This window comes from Paenarthrobacter sp. NPDC090522, from assembly GCF_044769225.1.
Classification (GTDB): Bacteria; Actinomycetota; Actinomycetes; order Actinomycetales; family Micrococcaceae; genus Arthrobacter.
The window spans coordinates 1-15,891 of sequence record NZ_JBIVXL010000036.1 but is presented as its reverse complement, the minus strand read 5'-3'; the positions used below and the strand labels follow the sequence as shown (position 1 = coordinate 15,891).

Annotated in this window: 16 protein-coding genes and 1 pseudogene; 16 read left to right on the top strand and 1 reads right to left on the bottom strand. The window is 64.1% G+C overall.

What is annotated here, in order from left to right; all coding sequences use genetic code 11:
• The 14 genes and pseudogenes from ACIQT2_RS23495 to ACIQT2_RS23430 form a co-directional block, all read left to right on the top strand.
• Positions 1 to 189, top strand: a pseudogene (locus tag ACIQT2_RS23495) (lipoyl synthase); the annotation flags it as partial.
• 628 nt (positions 190 to 817) lie between these two features.
• Positions 818 to 1,273, top strand: coding sequence for a hypothetical protein (locus ACIQT2_RS23490; RefSeq protein ID WP_402951585.1), 456 nt, complete (start codon positions 818 to 820; stop codon positions 1,271 to 1,273).
• A gap of 92 nt (positions 1,274 to 1,365) precedes the next feature.
• Complete coding sequence (locus ACIQT2_RS23485) at positions 1,366 to 2,232, top strand: hypothetical protein (protein ID WP_402951582.1); 867 nt, start codon at positions 1,366 to 1,368, stop codon at positions 2,230 to 2,232.
• A 1-nt stretch (position 2,233) separates the two neighbouring features.
• Positions 2,234 to 2,743, top strand: coding sequence for a hypothetical protein (locus ACIQT2_RS23480; RefSeq protein ID WP_400333083.1), 510 nt, complete (start codon positions 2,234 to 2,236; stop codon positions 2,741 to 2,743).
• Positions 2,740 to 4,011, top strand: a complete 1,272-nt coding sequence (locus ACIQT2_RS23475) for an Ig-like domain-containing protein (protein ID WP_402951579.1) — start codon at positions 2,740 to 2,742, stop codon at positions 4,009 to 4,011. Before ACIQT2_RS23480 ends, ACIQT2_RS23475 begins: the two co-directional genes overlap by 4 nt.
• Before the next feature lie 274 nt (positions 4,012 to 4,285).
• Positions 4,286 to 5,338, top strand: coding sequence for an FUSC family protein (locus ACIQT2_RS23470; protein WP_402951576.1), 1,053 nt, complete (start codon positions 4,286 to 4,288; stop codon positions 5,336 to 5,338).
• A 267-nt stretch (positions 5,339 to 5,605) separates the two neighbouring features.
• Positions 5,606 to 6,115, top strand: a complete 510-nt coding sequence (locus ACIQT2_RS23465) for a MarR family winged helix-turn-helix transcriptional regulator (RefSeq protein ID WP_402951573.1) — start codon at positions 5,606 to 5,608, stop codon at positions 6,113 to 6,115.
• 54 nt (positions 6,116 to 6,169) lie between these two features.
• Entirely contained in the window at positions 6,170 to 6,589 is a 420-nt protein-coding gene (locus ACIQT2_RS23460) for a hypothetical protein (protein ID WP_402951571.1), read from the top strand.
• Positions 6,586 to 7,506: a serine/threonine-protein kinase gene (locus ACIQT2_RS23455; protein WP_402951568.1), complete on the top strand. Its 921-nt coding sequence runs from the start codon at positions 6,586 to 6,588 to the stop codon at positions 7,504 to 7,506. The genes ACIQT2_RS23460 and ACIQT2_RS23455 overlap by 4 nt, the downstream gene beginning before the upstream one ends.
• 65 nt (positions 7,507 to 7,571) lie before the next feature.
• On the top strand, positions 7,572 to 7,832 hold the full coding sequence (locus tag ACIQT2_RS23450) for a GlsB/YeaQ/YmgE family stress response membrane protein (RefSeq protein ID WP_397326500.1): 261 nt from the start codon (positions 7,572 to 7,574) through the stop codon (positions 7,830 to 7,832).
• Positions 7,833 to 7,999: 167 nt separating this feature from the next.
• Positions 8,000 to 9,292 carry a hypothetical protein gene (locus tag ACIQT2_RS23445; RefSeq protein WP_402951566.1) on the top strand — a complete coding sequence of 431 codons (1,293 nt, stop codon included), beginning with the start codon at positions 8,000 to 8,002 and terminating at the stop codon, positions 9,290 to 9,292.
• Between the two features lie 218 nt (positions 9,293 to 9,510).
• Positions 9,511 to 10,116 carry a TasA family protein gene (locus ACIQT2_RS23440; protein ID WP_402951563.1) on the top strand — a complete coding sequence of 202 codons (606 nt, stop codon included), beginning with the start codon at positions 9,511 to 9,513 and terminating at the stop codon, positions 10,114 to 10,116.
• Positions 10,117 to 10,745: 629 nt separating this feature from the next.
• Positions 10,746 to 11,516 (top strand): signal peptidase I, encoded by a 771-nt coding sequence (locus ACIQT2_RS23435; RefSeq protein ID WP_402951560.1) that lies wholly within the window; start codon positions 10,746 to 10,748, stop codon positions 11,514 to 11,516.
• Entirely contained in the window at positions 11,509 to 11,997 is a 489-nt protein-coding gene (locus ACIQT2_RS23430; protein WP_402951557.1) for an Hpt domain-containing protein, read from the top strand. Before ACIQT2_RS23435 ends, ACIQT2_RS23430 begins: the two co-directional genes overlap by 8 nt.
• Positions 11,998 to 12,046: 49 nt before the next feature.
• Here the strand turns inward: ACIQT2_RS23430 and ACIQT2_RS23425 are convergent, their stop codons facing one another.
• Positions 12,047 to 13,351, bottom strand: a complete 1,305-nt coding sequence (locus ACIQT2_RS23425; protein ID WP_402951554.1) for an MFS transporter — start codon at positions 13,349 to 13,351, stop codon at positions 12,047 to 12,049.
• Positions 13,352 to 13,499: 148 nt separating this feature from the next.
• On the opposite strand from ACIQT2_RS23425, the gene ACIQT2_RS23420 reads away from it, so the two are divergent.
• Together ACIQT2_RS23420 and ACIQT2_RS23415 are read left to right on the top strand one after the other, a co-directional pair.
• A complete protein-coding gene (locus tag ACIQT2_RS23420) occupies positions 13,500 to 14,240 on the top strand; it encodes an IclR family transcriptional regulator (RefSeq protein ID WP_400333116.1) in 741 nt (246 codons plus the stop codon).
• A gap of 110 nt (positions 14,241 to 14,350) precedes the next feature.
• Positions 14,351 to 15,538 carry a 4-hydroxybenzoate 3-monooxygenase gene (locus tag ACIQT2_RS23415; RefSeq protein ID WP_402951551.1) on the top strand — a complete coding sequence of 396 codons (1,188 nt, stop codon included), beginning with the start codon at positions 14,351 to 14,353 and terminating at the stop codon, positions 15,536 to 15,538.
• Positions 15,539 to 15,891 lie beyond the last annotated feature (353 nt).

Here is a 15,891-nt window from a genome sequence, read left to right as displayed (position 1 = left end):
GAGGCCGAAGAGATCGGCTTCCTCGGGGTCATGTCCGGGCCCCTGGTCCGCTCCTCCTACCGGGCCGGCCGGCTCTGGGCCACCGCGATGCGCAAAAAGGGCTGGGACATCCCCGAAGCCCTCGCCCACATCGAATCCTCCGGCACCACCCGCCAGGAAGCCTCCACCCTCCTCGCCGCACACGGCTAAGCCACAGGACCGCAGCGGGACTGCGAATCCGCCGGTATGACGGAGATGTTCGAGTCAGACGCGGAGCAACAACAGCCAAAGAAGTACGACGGCGGTCTGGTCACCTCGCGAAGGCGACCGGACCGCCGTCGTGGTTAAGTCACACACCGGGACCGTTCGAACATCAGCGCAGTTTTTGCTCAAGACAGGCACAAAGTTCGCGCAGCACGCCTCGGGAGGGCCCGGTGCGGCAAGAGCCGGACCCTAAAAATCAAGGACAAAGCAAAGGGCCCTTTCCATGGAGCGGGAAGGAGCGGGAAGGGCATGCGCCGGAGCGGAGCCTGCGGGGGCGGAGTCCAGTGTTGGCGCGGAATGGAACAGCCGGGCAGCACCATCAGCGTGACCCCGGCGTGCTGCAACGGGTCAAAGGAACCAAGTAGCCGGACTTTCGAAAACTGAGTACTTGCCTGCGGAATGAAGGTATTTCCAACCCCTTGTTCGAGAAGAAAAGTGGGGTACATCCGAGAGTAGCCATGGGCCTTGGACTGACTGAACCATTGGGGGCATCGCTTCATCCGAACAACAACGATCGGATGCTGGGGGTTGCGACGCGGCTCCCTGGACTGTGAATCAACCAAGGAGCCTTACCATGCGCAAGCTTTCCAAGAAGAGCCGTATCACCGCCGCCGTCGCAGGCGTGGCACTCGTCGCCGTCGGTGGCGGCGCAGCCTACGCTTACTGGACCACCACGGGTTCCGGAAGCGGCTCAGCCACGAACTCCACCGGCGGCGGTACGGTCACGCTGCACGCCACCTTTGCGGGCGGCTTGGCGCCAGGCAACCAGATCAATGTTGCTTACACTGCGGACAACTCCACCACCACCGGCACTGTGGTTGGTGCACTCACGGCGAACGTCACCACCAACGTTGCCGGCTGTCTTCCGGCGTGGTTCGAAGTCACTGCAGTGACCAGCAATTCACTCGTCGCCGCCAACGCGACCGGCACATCTGTGGGCAGCGGCGTCCTGAAGTTCAACGACAACGCCACCGTGAACCAGGACGCCTGCAAGTCGGCGATCGTGACGGTCAACGTCACCAGCAACTAACACTCCGCCAGCCGGGGACCGCCTCGAACGAGGAGGGCCCCGGCTGGTTCGTCCCGTCAAGATCTCATCGCTTCAGCCCGGAAGGAGACCCCATGGCCCACCTCCCAGTGTTTGGCACAAGCTTTTTCCGTGGACCCGGAGCAGCAATCCGCACATCCATCCTGGGACTGCTGGTTGTCTTGGCCGTGGTGACCACCTTGGCCGCCTGCGGTGTCCTTCGTGTCGGGCAAAATGGTGGGCAGGCCGCGTCAGGGAATGGATCCAAGGGCCTGACTGTGGCGCTGTCACCTGCCAGCCGCAGTGTCGATCAAGGACAGTCGGCCACTTACGAAGTATCTGTTTCGGCTACGGGAAGTCTCTCCGGGACCGTCTCTCTGTCCGTCGCCGGACTCCCCACGGGAACGACGGCGGGTTGGTCGCCGTCGTCGGTGGTTCTGGCATCCGGCGGTTCGGCGAAAGCGACTTTGACCGTCTCGGCGTCACCCACCACACCCGCGGGAAAATCCGACTTCAGCGTGACGGCTACCAGCGGGGCGGTCCAGTCCAACCCGGCGAAAGCGCAGTTGCAGGTCAAGGAGGTCAAACGGACCTTCGGCGTTTCGGCTTCCCTGTCCGGTGCACTCGCTCCCGGTGTTTCCCTCCCCCTGGACCTGCAGATCTCGAATCCTGAACGCAAGAGCATTGCCGTGACGAACCTCGCCGTCGCCATTGGCCAGGTAGTGCGGACGCCGGCGGCTATTGCAGCGGGCCTTCCTTGCAGTGCCGCTGACTACAGCATCACGCAGTACACCGGGGCTTACCCGCTTGCCGTTCAACCCGGTCCGAGCTCACTTTCCGGCCTGGGCGTAGCCGAAGCGGGCTGGCCCCGGATCACCATGCTGGACACGCCTCTCCTTCAAGACGGTTGCAAAGGCGCCACCCTCCAACTCACCTACTCCGGCACGGGACAGGGCAACTGACATGAACTTCTCCCGCGCGCCCCGCGTCAGGCCCACGCAGCCAGGCAGGTTCGCCCGAACGGCGGCGGCCACGGTTGCGTTGTGCATCCTGGGCGGCGTTGGTTCCGCTTACGCCTACTGGGCCACCACCGGGGCAGGCGCTGGCGCTGCGACTAATGGGACCATGCAGACTGTCACGGTGGTTGCACTCCTCGGTGGTGACACTCCCCAAAACAGCCTCGTTCCAGGCGGGACCGCGGACGCCATACTCCGCGCCACCAACCCCAATCCGTACGCCGTCACCGTCATCGGCGTCACTCCGAATGGGGCAGTCACGGCCGACGCCTCCCATCCTGGCTGCACCACAACAGGCGTGACGCTAACGCCGGCGCTACCCCAGCAAGTAACCATTCCGGCCAATTCCTCGGCGCTATTGAGGCTCCCGAACGCAGCAAGCATGAGCACAGCCTCGCTGTCTGCCTGCCAAGGCTCCCTCTTCAGCGTCCCAGTCACCTTGGAGGTCAAGAAGTGAACCGCCGAGCAAACCAAGGAGCCCCGGAGAAGTTCACCATGGGCAGGTGGAACCGGGTCATGGTGGTCTTGCTCGGGATACTCCTGGTTTCGTGGGGTGGTCCTGCGGCCAGCGCATTCTGGACGACTGTCAGCAGCAATGCCGGCGGCGCCAAGGCGGACACGGTGGCACAGGGCGCCAAGCCGGTCGCCACAGTAGGGCTTGCCGGCAACGTTACGGTCACTTGGGCGGCAAGTTCGACGGCGGCAGGAAAGTCAGTGGCCGGGTACAGCATTTCCCGCTACACCTCTGCAAGTGGCGGAACCAAAGTGGCTGGATCCGGCACCTGCACTGGAACGGTGTCGGCCCTGAGTTGCACGGACACGGCTACTACGGGTACCTGGTACTACGCCGTGACGCCGATGATCTCCCAGTGGCAGGGCAGCGAGAGCCTGCGGAGTACCGCGACCACGGTGGACGCAACAGCTCCCAACGCACCATCTGTGAATGCACCGACGCTGATCACAGCTTCCAACGTTTCCAATGTGTCGGTGACTGGCACGGCTGAAGCGAACTCGACAATTGTTCTGACCGTCACCGACGCGGGCGCTGCACACACCGTGACGCAGACCCGTACGGCGAACGGCTCCGGCAGTTGGTCCACCAGCGGCCTGAATCTGAGCACTCTCAACGACGGCACAATAACGTATTCCGCCCGGGCCACCGACGCCGCAGGCAATACGAGCCAGCCCGGCCTGGATACGTCCAGTAAGGATGCCACGGCCCCAACCGTCACGAACATCCAACTCGGCAACGGTGGCGGCAACCTCGGCAAGGTCGAAGAAAACGACACCATCACCGTCACATACTCGGAAGCCCTGGATGCCAGCAAGATCTGCAGCGCGTGGTCAAGCGACACCGCTACCCAGACCATCAGCGGCAACAACCAGGTGACGGTGACCATCAATGCGTCCGACAGCCTCACCGTCAGCGTCACGAACAGTGCCTGCAACACCTTCCGTTTCGGCACAGTGTCCCTTGGCAAGGACTACGAGAACTCCGGTTCGGTGACGTTCAGGGGGTCCTCTACCAGTGCGTCAGTCTTGGTGTGGAACCCAACGACGAAGACCCTAACCATCACGTTGGGTGCCCTCTCTTCGGGAAGCCCCAACACAACAGCCCAAGGAGCGGCCGCAGCCAAGTTCACGCCGTCGTCCGGGTTGTCGGATATCGCGGGCAATGCCCTCTCCACTTCACAGTTCATCAGTCCGAACGCTACGAGCTTCTAGACTCCGGAGCTTGTGTGCAGGCGACCACCTGGTTTGCCCTTCCGGGACGGAACCTGCACGCAAGCTCCGGGCCGTGCGGTCTGGGCTTGCGGCAGGTCCCCTGGCCCTCCGACGGAACAGTTGCTGTCAGAAGCCCGCGGCCAGAGCCGCCAGTGATAAGGCGCACTAACCACCCACAATCCCGGCCCTGCCGACGGACCCGGGCGTAAGATTCGAAGCGGACGCCAGTGCCGCCGTCGTGCGTTTGATCCTGCGACGAAAGGCGAGCCGCCCCTTGAAGGCTGTAGCGGAAATGTTCACGATGGGTCCCGGTAACAAGGACCATCACCCGGCCCTCCGCTGCGCTGTTGGTGTTTTTGTTCCGCTGATTACGCTGTTGCTCATGGGCCGCCTGGACCTTGCGGTATTCGCCTCGTTCGGTGCGTTTACGGGAATTTATGGCCGGAACGAGCCGCACAGCCTCCGCTTCCGCAGCCAGCTCCGGGCAGGTGGCTTCATGCTTTTGGTGATCCTGCTGGCGACGTTGACGGCACGGGTGGCACAGTCGCTCGGGATCGATGGAACCGCCTATTCCTGGCTCCTCACGGCCGTGACCACGCTGGTTGCGGGCTTGTGTTCCGTGGTTGTTGCGGCGTGGCGGCTGCGTCCGGGCGGCTCGCTCTTTCATATCTTCGCCTTCGCCGCGATTGCGTCCATTGCCGCCCAGCCACCGCTGTGGGAGGCGATGCTCGTTTCCGTGCTGACCACCGTCCTGTGCTTGCTGATCGGGATGTCGGCCCGCGTGGTCAAGAGCCACCGCACGCCATGGAAGCGCCCGCCGCGTATCCGGCACACGCCGCTTGAAAGGCGCGCATTCTGGCTCGAGGGTGGTGGGTACCTCGTGGCCGCGGGCCTTGCAGGAACCATCGCGACGCTGGTGGGTGAGCGGCTCGGTTTCGGGCACACCTACTGGGCCATGGTGGCTGCAGTGGTTCCGCTCGTAGGCCATTCCACCAGGCACCGCGTCAGCCGCGGCATCCAAAGAATCGCGGGCACCGTGATTGGCCTGGTTCTGCTGGCCGGTATCTTGTGGCTCAACCCTGCACCCTGGGCCATGGTGTTGGTGATCGCTGCCTGCCAGTTCGGCGCCGAGCTCTTCATAGCGCGCCAGTACCTCGTGGCCCAGGTCTTTGTGACGCCCCTGGCCTTGTTCGCCACGTTGCTTGCAGCTCCCGTCGATCCCGGGCTGCTGCTGCGCGACCGCATCGTCGAGACAGTGATCGGTGCCGCCATCGGCGTCGCGGTGGTGGTGGCGCCTGCCGTGTGGCGTCGGTTGGGCCCGGCCTGACGACGCCTTCCTGCTGAATGCGGGGCCCTTCCAAACGTGCGGCAGGCGAATAGGCGGCACGGCCAACGCGCGGACTGTCTCTCGCGCGTGGCCCCCGCAGGTGCGCGGTCGGAGCCCGGCAGGTGCGCGGCCTTATATTGGGCGCGGTTCGGCAGACGCACGACGTCGGCCTGCCCGCCTCCGCCGTGAAAGGTTGCTGACTCCGTACCCTTCGCTAAGATGAAAGAACTTAGACAACCGTGTTACTCGTCTAACGAAGGATTTTTCATGACAGCGAATGCCGTTAAGGAAGGATATTGGTACGGGCAGGAGACCGTCGCGGTCGAAGTACTGAATGCGCTGCGGGATTACCGCAGTGCGGAGGCTGCAATGCGGCGGCGCACCGGATCGTCCATGGGGATGGGTGAAACCGACCTGCTCGCCTTGCGCTACCTGCTCGAGAACGAGCGTGCCGGCAGGGATGTGGGGCCGAAGGAGCTTGCTGCCCGCTTGGGTATTACCTCCGCGTCGATGACCACCCTGGTGGATCGATTGGTCAGGTCCGGGTATGTTGTGCGCGAACCCCACCCCACTGACCGGCGTGCCCTGGTGCTGCGGCCCACGAAGGGCTCCGACCTTGAAGTTCGCAACACCCTCAGCGGGATGCATGGGCGGATGCTGGATGTCGCTGCTTCCCTGAGCCGCGGCGAATCCTTGGTGGTTATGGACTTCCTGCGTCGCATCCGCGAGGCGATTGATCAGGTGGAACCCGACGTAAAGCCAACTGGACAGAATTGATAAGTACACATATAACTAGATAGTCGAGTTACTTACCAGGGTGTGGGAGAGACAATGACTGTCGTAGTGAGGGAGCACGCTCCCGCGGATGAGCCGCTTCGCGGAACGGATCACGTGCACCATGGAGACGTGTGCCAGGACGTGTCCGTCCTCGCTGGACCCACGCACTGTGGCTCCAGCATGGCGATCTCTTCCGGGCCGGGCAGTGCCTCAATGCAGTGGACCTCGGTTGAGCCGATATGGCCCGAATGGGCTTGCGGTTGCGGATTCCGGATGGACATCGATGCCATGGATCCCGTCAGTAGTGTATGGGTAGCGGCCCAGCGATGGCAGAGCCTTGAACACGAACTGGCCATCGCAAGGAACACCTTCCAATTGGCCTTCAAGAAAGCTGTGGACAGCGGACTTGAGCGCGAAGCGTTGGCCCGGGCAATCGGAGTTGTCCCAGCGGACGTAGAAGCACTCCTTCAGTGACTTCGCTCGTTACACCAACCGGCCCCACAAAGCCGGGAACACCGCCGTCGAGCCTGCATCACGAAGCGATGGGCTCGGAAGCGGCGGCTGGGAGCGGAAGCCACAGCCTGCTGCTGGGCGGGCGATACCGGCTGGGGCGCTGGCTCGGTGGCGGATCGGAAGCCCAGGTGCACCAAGCGTGGGACGAGCGGACGGGAACGTTGCGCGCAGCCAAGATCTTCCGTGGAGCTGAAACCCTTGACCCGCAGCCCGGCACATCCACGGCTTTCCAACAGGAGTTGCACATTCACAGGCGCTTGCGTCACCGGAACATCGTCCGGCTGCGCGATTCGGGCGAGCTGGCCGTCGAAGGGCAGGTCCGGAACTTCGTGGTTATGGATCTGGTGGACGGCCGGGACCTCCGGGCCGTCCTGCGCGAGGCTCCTGCCGGGCCGCTTCCGACCATGGCGTGGATGAGCGATGTTGCCAAGGCGCTCGCTTACATCCATCGTCGCGGCGTGGTGCACAACGACATCAAGCCCGGGAACATCCTGGTCCCGGGCACGGCAGATGCCGGGCGGGCCATGCTGACCGACTTCGGCATCGCCATCAGTCCGGGCCACGCGCCGCGCAGTTCGTCTTCGGGGACGCCCCACTACATGAGTCCCGAAGCCGTCCGGGGTGAAACGCCTACCCCGGCCAGCGATATCTATGCCCTGGGATTGGTGACCCTTGAGTGCCTCACCGGCACCAAGGCGTTTCCAGGGCCTCCGCTCGAGTCCATGGTGGCAAGGACGTTGAGCGAACCACGGGTTCCCGGCACGGTCCGGCGGCGCTGGTCCATGGTGTTGCACGCCATGACAGACCCCGACCCTGCCGGCAGGCCGTCAGCCAGCCAAGTCGTCGGTATGTTCCGGCGACTCCGCTGGCGGGCATAAATGAGGGTTCCTGGTAAGCGCCGAACGGCGTACCCAAGGGCCACCGCACGAGAGAAAGAAGAAAAATGGGATTCTTTGGATGGATCATTCTGGGCCTCATCGCCGGTGCTATCGCCAAGGCCATCAAGCCGGGCAAGCAGGGTGGCGGACTGCTGGCGACACTGCTCCTCGGAGTGGTGGGCGCAATCCTGGGCGGCTGGATCGGAAGCGCACTCTTCAACGTGGGCATCAACGAGTTCTGGTCGCTCTCCACGTGGCTGCTGGCCATTGGCGGCTCCCTGATCGTCCTGATCATCTGGGGACTGCTGACCCGCAAGAAGGCCTGACCGCCTGGAACGTTGAGGGCCCCGGCCCGGTTGTGACTTGCTGACAACCGGGCCGGGGCCTCTCGCGTTCCGGTCATAATCCGATGGTTCGGCCCGCATTGTGGGCCGCGTTCGACGCGCGGTTACGCTGCACCGTAACACCGCCTCTTCGGACGCCAGGACCATCCATGACCCTCATTGCCGCAGTTGCCACCCCCGTTAGCCCCGATGTGAAACCGGGTGTCAGCCGGACCATTGCAGGGACCGTCGTTGGCGCCTTTGGCATAGCCGCAGTGATCGTCGGTTTCGCCGGGTTGCTCCTTCTGACCGCCCCGCAATCGCCGCGGATCGGTCCGGTCTTTTCGGGGTGGGCTGAAGCTGTGGACCAATCGCCCTTGTCCGCCCTTCGGTGGCTCGTGGGCGACATGACCGAACCGTTGTTCTACAAATCCGAACTCGCCACTATCGGGCTCCTGGCAGGCGCCTTGATCGCGTGGTGGGCCGGCCGCCGTCGTTGCCGTTGGGCGGGCGAATTGAGCTACGGCACCGGGCTCTGGCCGTGGGTGATGGCATCGGCATGTCTCAGCCTCCTGATCTCCAACGCAGCTTTCGGTTGGATGCTCGACGGCGGGTGGCAGCCGACGTTCGTCCCTTTTGTTTGCGTCGCGCCCGCCGTGGTTCTGGTTCACGGTCCCGGATGGAAGACGTGCGTGACGGGGGCGGTGCTCGGAGCCGCCAGCACCACAGCCTTGGCGGTGCTCTTAAGTGCTCTGTTATCGGACCCTCTGGGGTTGCCGTCCTCAGTGGCCAACGTCGCGGCGATGTCCATCGGGACAGCGGTGTCGTTCCTGGTCATCCAGCGACTGCCCGGGTTGGTGGGGGCCACACAAGGTGCTGCCGGCGATCGTGAAGACGTGCGGGGGTTGCCGGCCGGTGGGGACCCTTTGCCTGCAGACGTGATGCCGGAGGCAGCACCGAAACCGGGCCCACCGGCGTCGGGAATGTCTTTTCGGAACGAAGTCCACTGGGCTGCGAGGCGGGTCCTCAAGGACTTCACGGAAACGTTTTTCTTCGCGAACGAGGTGGCGGGCATCGGGGTGATCCTGGGGGTGGCGGCCGCGTTCGTCCTGAATCCGGCCCTTCCTGCCTACGGCTCCCACCTGGTGCCCCACATCCTGTGCGCCCAGGCCATTGCGTCGGCGGTGGGCGTGGTGCTGTGGCGGGGATGGTTCCGTAACGGCGGATGGGCGGCCACCTACGCTCCTGTAGTTTCGGTGGCCCCGGCAGCGGTCTTTGCTTTCAACGGATCCTGGGCCTCAATCATTGGCGGCGCCTTCCTGGGTGCATTGCTGGCACCACCCCTTGCCCGTCTGGTGGCATCTTGGCTGCCTTCCGGTTTCCATCCGGTGATCGGCAACACCGCGGCCATGGCCGTTTCGACGGCGGTGGTCCTTCCGGTGCTGGGGCTCCTGCCGCACTGAGTGCATGGTTCCTGTGGAAATCGGCTTCCGGGACGACTTTCGGCACGCGGTCGAGGCCTCGAAACTCTTGAGGCTTTCCTGAGGAACTGTTGATTGATTGCAGGAGGGGTTCTTGAGGTGGGGCCGTCAGAGTATTTCTTGTCAGCCAGTAAGGGCTGGAAACAAGGAATCGGCCGTCCGGGGAAACGGTGGCCACTTTGAAAAGGACACTGATTCACATGGCCATCAGCCTCAAGACCACTTCCTGCAAGATCCTCGCCTCCGTCGCCCTGGTCGGCACCGCGGCCGCCGTCGCCGGGATGGGCACCTACGGTGCGTTCACTTCCTCCACCTCCGCTTCCCAGGCCGTGACCGCCGGGACCGTGACCATCGCCCTGGGCACCGGGGCATCGAACACCCTGAACGTCCCGGTCGCGGGCCTGCTGCCCGGTGACAAGGTCGAAAAGCTCGTCACCCTGGCCAACACCGGCAACTCGGACCTGAACAACGTCACCCTGACCACCTCCGCCGGCGCCACTTCTTCCTTGCTGACCACCGACACGGTGAATGGTTTGCAGCTGACCATCGAGAACTGCTCCGTACCGTGGACCGGGTCCGCTGCCCCGTACACCTGCGCAGGGACCAAGACCACCGTGCTGGCCTCGGCCCCGGTGATCGGCGCGAACAAGGTCCTGAACAACCTGACCTCCCTGACCTCGGCCAAGACCGACAACCTCAAGGTCACCACCGCGTTCCCCACCACCGCGGACAACACCTTCCAAGGCGCCACCTCCACCATCGCCTTCTCCTTCACCGGCACCCAACGCACCGAAACCGTCAAGTAACCAGGGCGATTCCGGGCTTCACGCCCCGGAGGTCCGGCCTGTTTGCCCTTCCGGCCGGGCCTCCGGTTCCACGAACCGCCGGGATGACCCGGCACACCGGGCCTCGCCGGGCCTGATCGGATTCACCACCCCAGCCCGATCAGGCCTGGCGGCACCATCAACCCGCCGCCCAATCCCGCCGTCGCCCAGCGCAAAATCCGGCCAGCACGGCGCGGCCCAACTCGCCGTCGCCCAGCGCAATGTCCGACAAGCGCGGCGGGGCCCAACTCGCCGCCGCCCAGCGCAAAGTCCGACAAGCGCGGCGCGGCCCAACTCGCCGTCGCCCAGCGCAAAGTCCGACAAGCGCGGCGCGGCCCAACTCGCCGTCGCCCAGCGCAAAATCCGTCCAGCGTGCCGCGGCCCAACTCGCCGCCGCCCAGCGCAAGGTCCGTCGGGCGCCGGCATTCCCCGGCCGTCGATACGCCGGGGATCCAAGACCCCGCCGGGCCTGGTCAGGCATCCCCCCTTCCTGATCAGGCCCGCCGGATAATCCTGAGCCAGACTTGAGGATTTCCAGCAGGAAGCCTGAGTCAGGCGGTACAGACTCTTAACCAGACGATGAACAACACCACGGAAGGAACGCCAGGATCATGAGCGCACTGACCAGCATCAACACCCCCGCCCTCCATGGCCGGCGTTCCGCCGCCAAGCCGGTGCAGCCCGCCAAGCCGATGCAGCCCGCCGAGTCCGGCGCCCCCACGACCACCGCCGTGAAGCAGTCCGCGGCGGTACTGAAGCCCACAGCAGCAACCTCACCGGCCGCCGTCGGGGTTTCCACCCAAGCAGCTCCCGGCGCGTTCCGACGCATCGCGGGCAAGACGTTCAAAGTCGTTGGTGCCGGCATGCTGGTGCTCGCTGCCCTGGTCTTCGTTTTCCTCGCGATCGGGCCGCGCATCCTGGGCTACCAGACCTCCACCATGCTCACCGGTTCCATGGCCCCGTTGATCAACCCGGGCGACGTCGTCGTGACCGTCCCGACGCCGGTCAAGGACATCAAGGTGGGCGACATCATCACCTACCACATCCCGGTTGAGGACCAGCGAGTGGAAACGCACCGCATCACCGAGATCACCACCACCGCCGATGGCGGCGTGGCCGTGCAGACCAAAGGCGACGCGAACAACGGGATCGACCCCTGGATCGCCACCCTGCAGGGCCAAACCGTGGACAAGCAAGTCGCCACGATCCCCTATGTCGGCAACGCCATCCGTGCCCTGCGCGAACCGATCGTCCTGAACATCCTCATGTACGGTGCCCCGGCTGTCCTGGTCATCGGAATGCTCGCCTCCATCTGGACCAAGGACCCCTCCAAGGCCTCATCCGGGGAATCGGCAGCAGTGCAGGCGGCCAGCGGTGAGTGAGTACCAGGACCGTAGCGTTCCTGTCCCCGGGAACTTGCCCGCAGACCTCCAGGCCCAGGAAGTTCCCGCTTTCGAGATTCCTTCCCTGGAAGTCCGAACCCTGCAGAACCTCGCCAACGAACTGGGCGATTCCAAGCCCGTGTTGCGCCTGTTGTCCACCTACCTGACGATGCTCCCCAGCCGGATCCTCCGCATTTCCCGCGGGCTGTGCGATAACGACGTTGATGCCAGCATGGAAGCCGTCCTCAGCCTCAAGATTTCCTCGGCGATGGTGGGAGCCCGCGAAACGGAAAACCAGTGCCGGGCCATGGAGTACATGATCCGCGAAGACCACATCGACTTCGCCGTCCAGGCCCTCCCGGCGCTCCAGCAGTACACCGAGCGCTGCGTCGCCGCCCGGCCACAGTTGCTGGGACGGGCATGGGAAACCCTGGGGCCGGCAAGCCCTGGATTGCGACTCCTGAAGCCACAGGCCCCGTGAACCTCTCTGGGAATCGGTTCGCGGGGCCTGTAAATCTCCGTGCCGGCGGTTACCGTTCTCCCGCCGGCACGGTTGTTTTCCCGGCCCGGATCTTGTGCGGCACCACCGTCAACGCTGCGACGGCCAGCACGCCGGCAGCGGCGAAAACGTAGAAGCCTGCCGGGTACACGATGTTCGCCGCAACCAGGGTTCCCGTCACTGCGGGCCCAAGGATTGCACCCAGACGGCCCACGCCGGCGGCAAATCCCAAGGCGGTTCCGCGGAGGTTGGCCGGGAAGAGTTGGCTGACCCAGGCATAGACCAGGACCTGCGAGCTGAAGACGAAGATGCCGGTCACGAAGACTGCTGCGTTGAGCAGGAACTCACTCTGGATCTTCACGCTGAGCAGGGCAAGGAAGACGGCGGACAACCCGAACCACAGCAGCACGATCTTCTTGGTGCCGTGCCGATCGGCCAGGATGCCAGCAAGCACCAGCCCTGCCACTGCACCAACGTTAAGGACCAGCAGCAGCGTCAACCCGGTGCTCACTGTGTAGCCGGCCGCCGCCATGATCTGCGGAAGCCATGTGTTCAGCCCGTACACCAGCAGCAGTCCCATGAACGACGCGACGCCGATTCCCACGGCCACCAGCGGGTACGGCTTCCGGAGCAGGTCCCGGAAACCGGCTTTCGGGGCGGCCTCTGGGGTGCCCGCTCTGGCTGAATGTACGACGGCGGTCGCCGGCTCCGATGTTGCGCCGGCCTTCTCGTGGGCTGCTTCTCTTGCTGAGGCTGCCTCGGGCAGGGACTCCGGGAGTTTGGCCCACAGGAACGGCAACAGCACCAGCCCGGCCAAGCCTCCAATGATGAACATCAACCGCCAGTTGGGGATGATCAGGAGGGCCAACGACGACGTGGCGACGGCGCCCACGTGGTAACCGGTCATGGTCCGGGTGGTGGACTTACCCGCCGAGCCCGCCGGTGCATAGTCGTTCATGTAGGCCAACGCAGCGGGCAAGCACGCGCCGAGCCCCAGTCCTGCCACCAGTCGGAATGCCGAGAAGACGGCCACGTTGGGTGCGAAGGCCACGGCGATCGTGAAGATCGAAAACCCTGCCACGCAGGCGATCAGCAGCTTGCGGCGGCCGAGCTTGTCCGAAAGCGGTGCGATGAACAGTGCGCCGAGCCCAACGCCGACCAGGGAGATTGTCGCGGCGAAGGTGGCTCCTACGGCGTCGAAACCGAGTTCACCGGTTTTGATGAGGGTAGGGATGACGGTTCCAAGGACCACGAGGTCGAAACCGTCCAGGACCATGGCCAACCAGCAAAGCCAGACGGGCCATTGGGAGCGTTGGGAAGATGACATCGTTGGCATAGCGTCCTCAGTACTTCTTCGATGGATCCCGACCACCAGAACGATCGGTCGGATATGAGATTTGTATCACCGCGCTTTGTAACCGGGCACACGTTCTACCATTGAATGGAAGCGATGGCTGGGTGCCGACGCAGCAAAGGAGTTCGTGATGGCCAATTCGGCGTCCGGCGATTCGGTGGTGGACCGCGTTGTCAGGCTGATTGAAGCCTTCCCTGCCGGCGTGACCTCCCTCCAATTGACGGAGCTGTCCGAGCGCGCTGGTTTGCCGCTTTCCTCGGCCCATCGGTTGGTTCGACAGCTCGCGGAGCATGGCCTGCTGGACCTCGGGGCCGCCGGCACTGTCCGGCTTGGCCTCCGGTTATGGGAGCTTGTGAACCGGAACTCGCCCACGTTGGCCCTCCGGCAGGCAGCCATGCCCTTTATGGAGGACATTCAGCAAGTCCTCAACCAGAACGTCAACCTGGCGGTGCTCGACGGCTGGGAAGCCCTGTTCGTGGAGCGGCTCTCGCGCCGTGGATCGGTGGCCAACCGCGCCCAAATTGCCGGGCGGATGCCGGTCCACATTTCTTCGGCCGGGATCGCCCTCATGTCGCATCAACCGCGCGAACTGCAGGCGGAGTACCTCAAGCAGTTCCGTGACCCGGCCGGGAAGGTGAGTACCGACGTCGTACGTCACCTTCTTGCTGAGTCCGCGCAGCAAGGCTACGCGCAACTTGCCGGCGTGGTGGATCCGGATACCTGGGGTATCGCCGTTCCGGTAACCAACGCGAAGCGGCGCACCGTTGCCGCGCTCGGCGTGGTGGTTCCGCTTGCTGAGATGCGACTTCAGGCCCTGGTTCCTGCGCTCCAAACCGCCGCACGGGGGATCGGTCGCCAGCTCTCGGAGTGACCTTCTTCTTCCGTTCAATGGAATCCATGTAACGCCAGTCACTCGTCGCAGGCCACACTGGGTCGAGGCTCATCCCGACCCCGCGGGACCGCAACGAAGCGAGGAAAACCATGGCACGCACACCCATCACCACCCAGGTAGCCATCATGGGCGCCGGTCCTGCCGGGCTCATGTTGTCCCACCTGCTCGCGAAGCAGGGCATCGAATCCGTAGTGGTGGAGATCCGCAGCCGCCAGACCATCCAGGAAACGGTCCGCGCCGGAATCCTGGAGCATGGAACAGTAAACCTGCTGGTGGACTCAGGTGTGTCCGACCGTGTGCTGCGTGAAGGCGATCGCCACGACGGCATCGAACTGCGCTTCAATGGGGAAAGCCATCGCATCAACTTCAAGGAACTCGTTGGTGAGTCCGTGTGGCTTTACCCCCAGACCGACGTCTTTATGGATCTTGCCGCACGACGCGAAGCCGACGCCGGCGACATCCGCTACAGCGTCACCGACACCACAGTTCACGACCTCGAAGGCAAGCCCAAGGTCTGGTTCACCGACGCCGACGGCCAGGAATTCGAGATCACTGCCGACTTCCTGGTCGGTGCCGACGGATCACGCAGCCACTGCCGGTTCCAGATTCCCGAGGCCAACCGCAAGTGGTTCTTCCACGAGTACCCTTTTGCCTGGTTCGGGATCCTCGCCGAAGCACCCCACAGCGCCGACGAGCTCATCTACGCCAACTCCGAGCACGGCTTCGCCCTCATCTCGCAACGCACCGAAACCGTCCAGCGGATGTACTTCCAGTGCGATCCCAAGGAAAACGTGAACGAGTGGGACGACGAACGCATCTGGTCCGAGTTCCGCAAGCGCGTCAACGGTAATGGTTTCGAACTCAAGGAGGGGCCGGTCCTGGAGAAGATGGTGCTGCCGTTCCGGAGCTTTGTGCACACACCCATGCGCCACGGCAACCTTTTCCTGGCCGGAGACGCCGCCCACACCGTCCCGCCCACCGGCGCGAAGGGGCTCAACCTCGCCATTCACGACGTCAAGGTGCTCTTTGAGGGGCTCGATTCCTTCTACTCCACCGGTTCCACCCTGTTGTTGGACGCCTATAGCGACCGAGCGCTGGAAAGGGTCTGGAAGGCCCAGCACTTCTCCTACTGGATGACTTCCATGCTGCACACGGTGCCTGGCGCCGACGACTTCGACCGCGCCCGACAGCTTGGTGAGCTCCACTCCGTGGTGTCGTCCGAGCACGCGAAGGCGTACCTGGCGGAGTCATACACGGGATGGCCAAATTCGCGGTAGGGATTGAGCTCGTATTGATGACTGCTCCGTTCTTTTGGTGCGAGTAGGGGTTGTCTTCTCGGCGGTTGTCTACGCCGCATGTGGTCGATTCAGGAAGCGTCCGACGGCGGTTACTCGCCGGCGGGCGCTTCTTGGTTTTGTTGGCCTCGCGTTTGTTGTCTCGGCAGTGGCGCGTGTGCGCGGACAGGGTTGGAACCGACAGCCGGCCCGGCGTCATGGATAAAGCCCCCGCGTCCTTTTCCTTAGGTGCGGTGAGACGTGTGGTGGTGGTTTCGTCGGGGTTTTTGGGTGGGGTCGAGGTGTGGTGGTGGGGTGAACCAGGGGATGCCGTTGTTGGTGGTGATTTTCCATTG

Bases quoted from the DNA above. Each gene is read 5' to 3' on its own strand.
- ACIQT2_RS23435 (WP_402951560.1), top strand. From the start codon at position 10,746: ATGAGCGCACTGACCAGCATCAACACCCCCGCCCTCCATGGCCGGCGT.
- ACIQT2_RS23485 (WP_402951582.1), top strand. From the start codon at position 1,366: ATGGCCCACCTCCCAGTGTTTGGCACAAGCTTTTTCCGTGGACCCGGA.
- ACIQT2_RS23480 (WP_400333083.1), top strand. From the start codon at position 2,234: ATGAACTTCTCCCGCGCGCCCCGCGTCAGGCCCACGCAGCCAGGCAGG.
- ACIQT2_RS23415 (WP_402951551.1), top strand. From the start codon at position 14,351: ATGGCACGCACACCCATCACCACCCAGGTAGCCATCATGGGCGCCGGT.
- ACIQT2_RS23450 (WP_397326500.1), top strand. From the start codon at position 7,572: ATGGGATTCTTTGGATGGATCATTCTGGGCCTCATCGCCGGTGCTATC.
- ACIQT2_RS23460 (WP_402951571.1), top strand. From the start codon at position 6,170: ATGACTGTCGTAGTGAGGGAGCACGCTCCCGCGGATGAGCCGCTTCGC.
- ACIQT2_RS23490 (WP_402951585.1), top strand. From the start codon at position 818: ATGCGCAAGCTTTCCAAGAAGAGCCGTATCACCGCCGCCGTCGCAGGC.
- ACIQT2_RS23425 (WP_402951554.1), bottom strand. From the start codon at position 13,351: ATGCCAACGATGTCATCTTCCCAACGCTCCCAATGGCCCGTCTGGCTT.
- ACIQT2_RS23445 (WP_402951566.1), top strand. From the start codon at position 8,000: ATGACCCTCATTGCCGCAGTTGCCACCCCCGTTAGCCCCGATGTGAAA.
- ACIQT2_RS23440 (WP_402951563.1), top strand. From the start codon at position 9,511: ATGGCCATCAGCCTCAAGACCACTTCCTGCAAGATCCTCGCCTCCGTC.
- ACIQT2_RS23420 (WP_400333116.1), top strand. From the start codon at position 13,500: ATGGCCAATTCGGCGTCCGGCGATTCGGTGGTGGACCGCGTTGTCAGG.
- ACIQT2_RS23465 (WP_402951573.1), top strand. From the start codon at position 5,606: ATGACAGCGAATGCCGTTAAGGAAGGATATTGGTACGGGCAGGAGACC.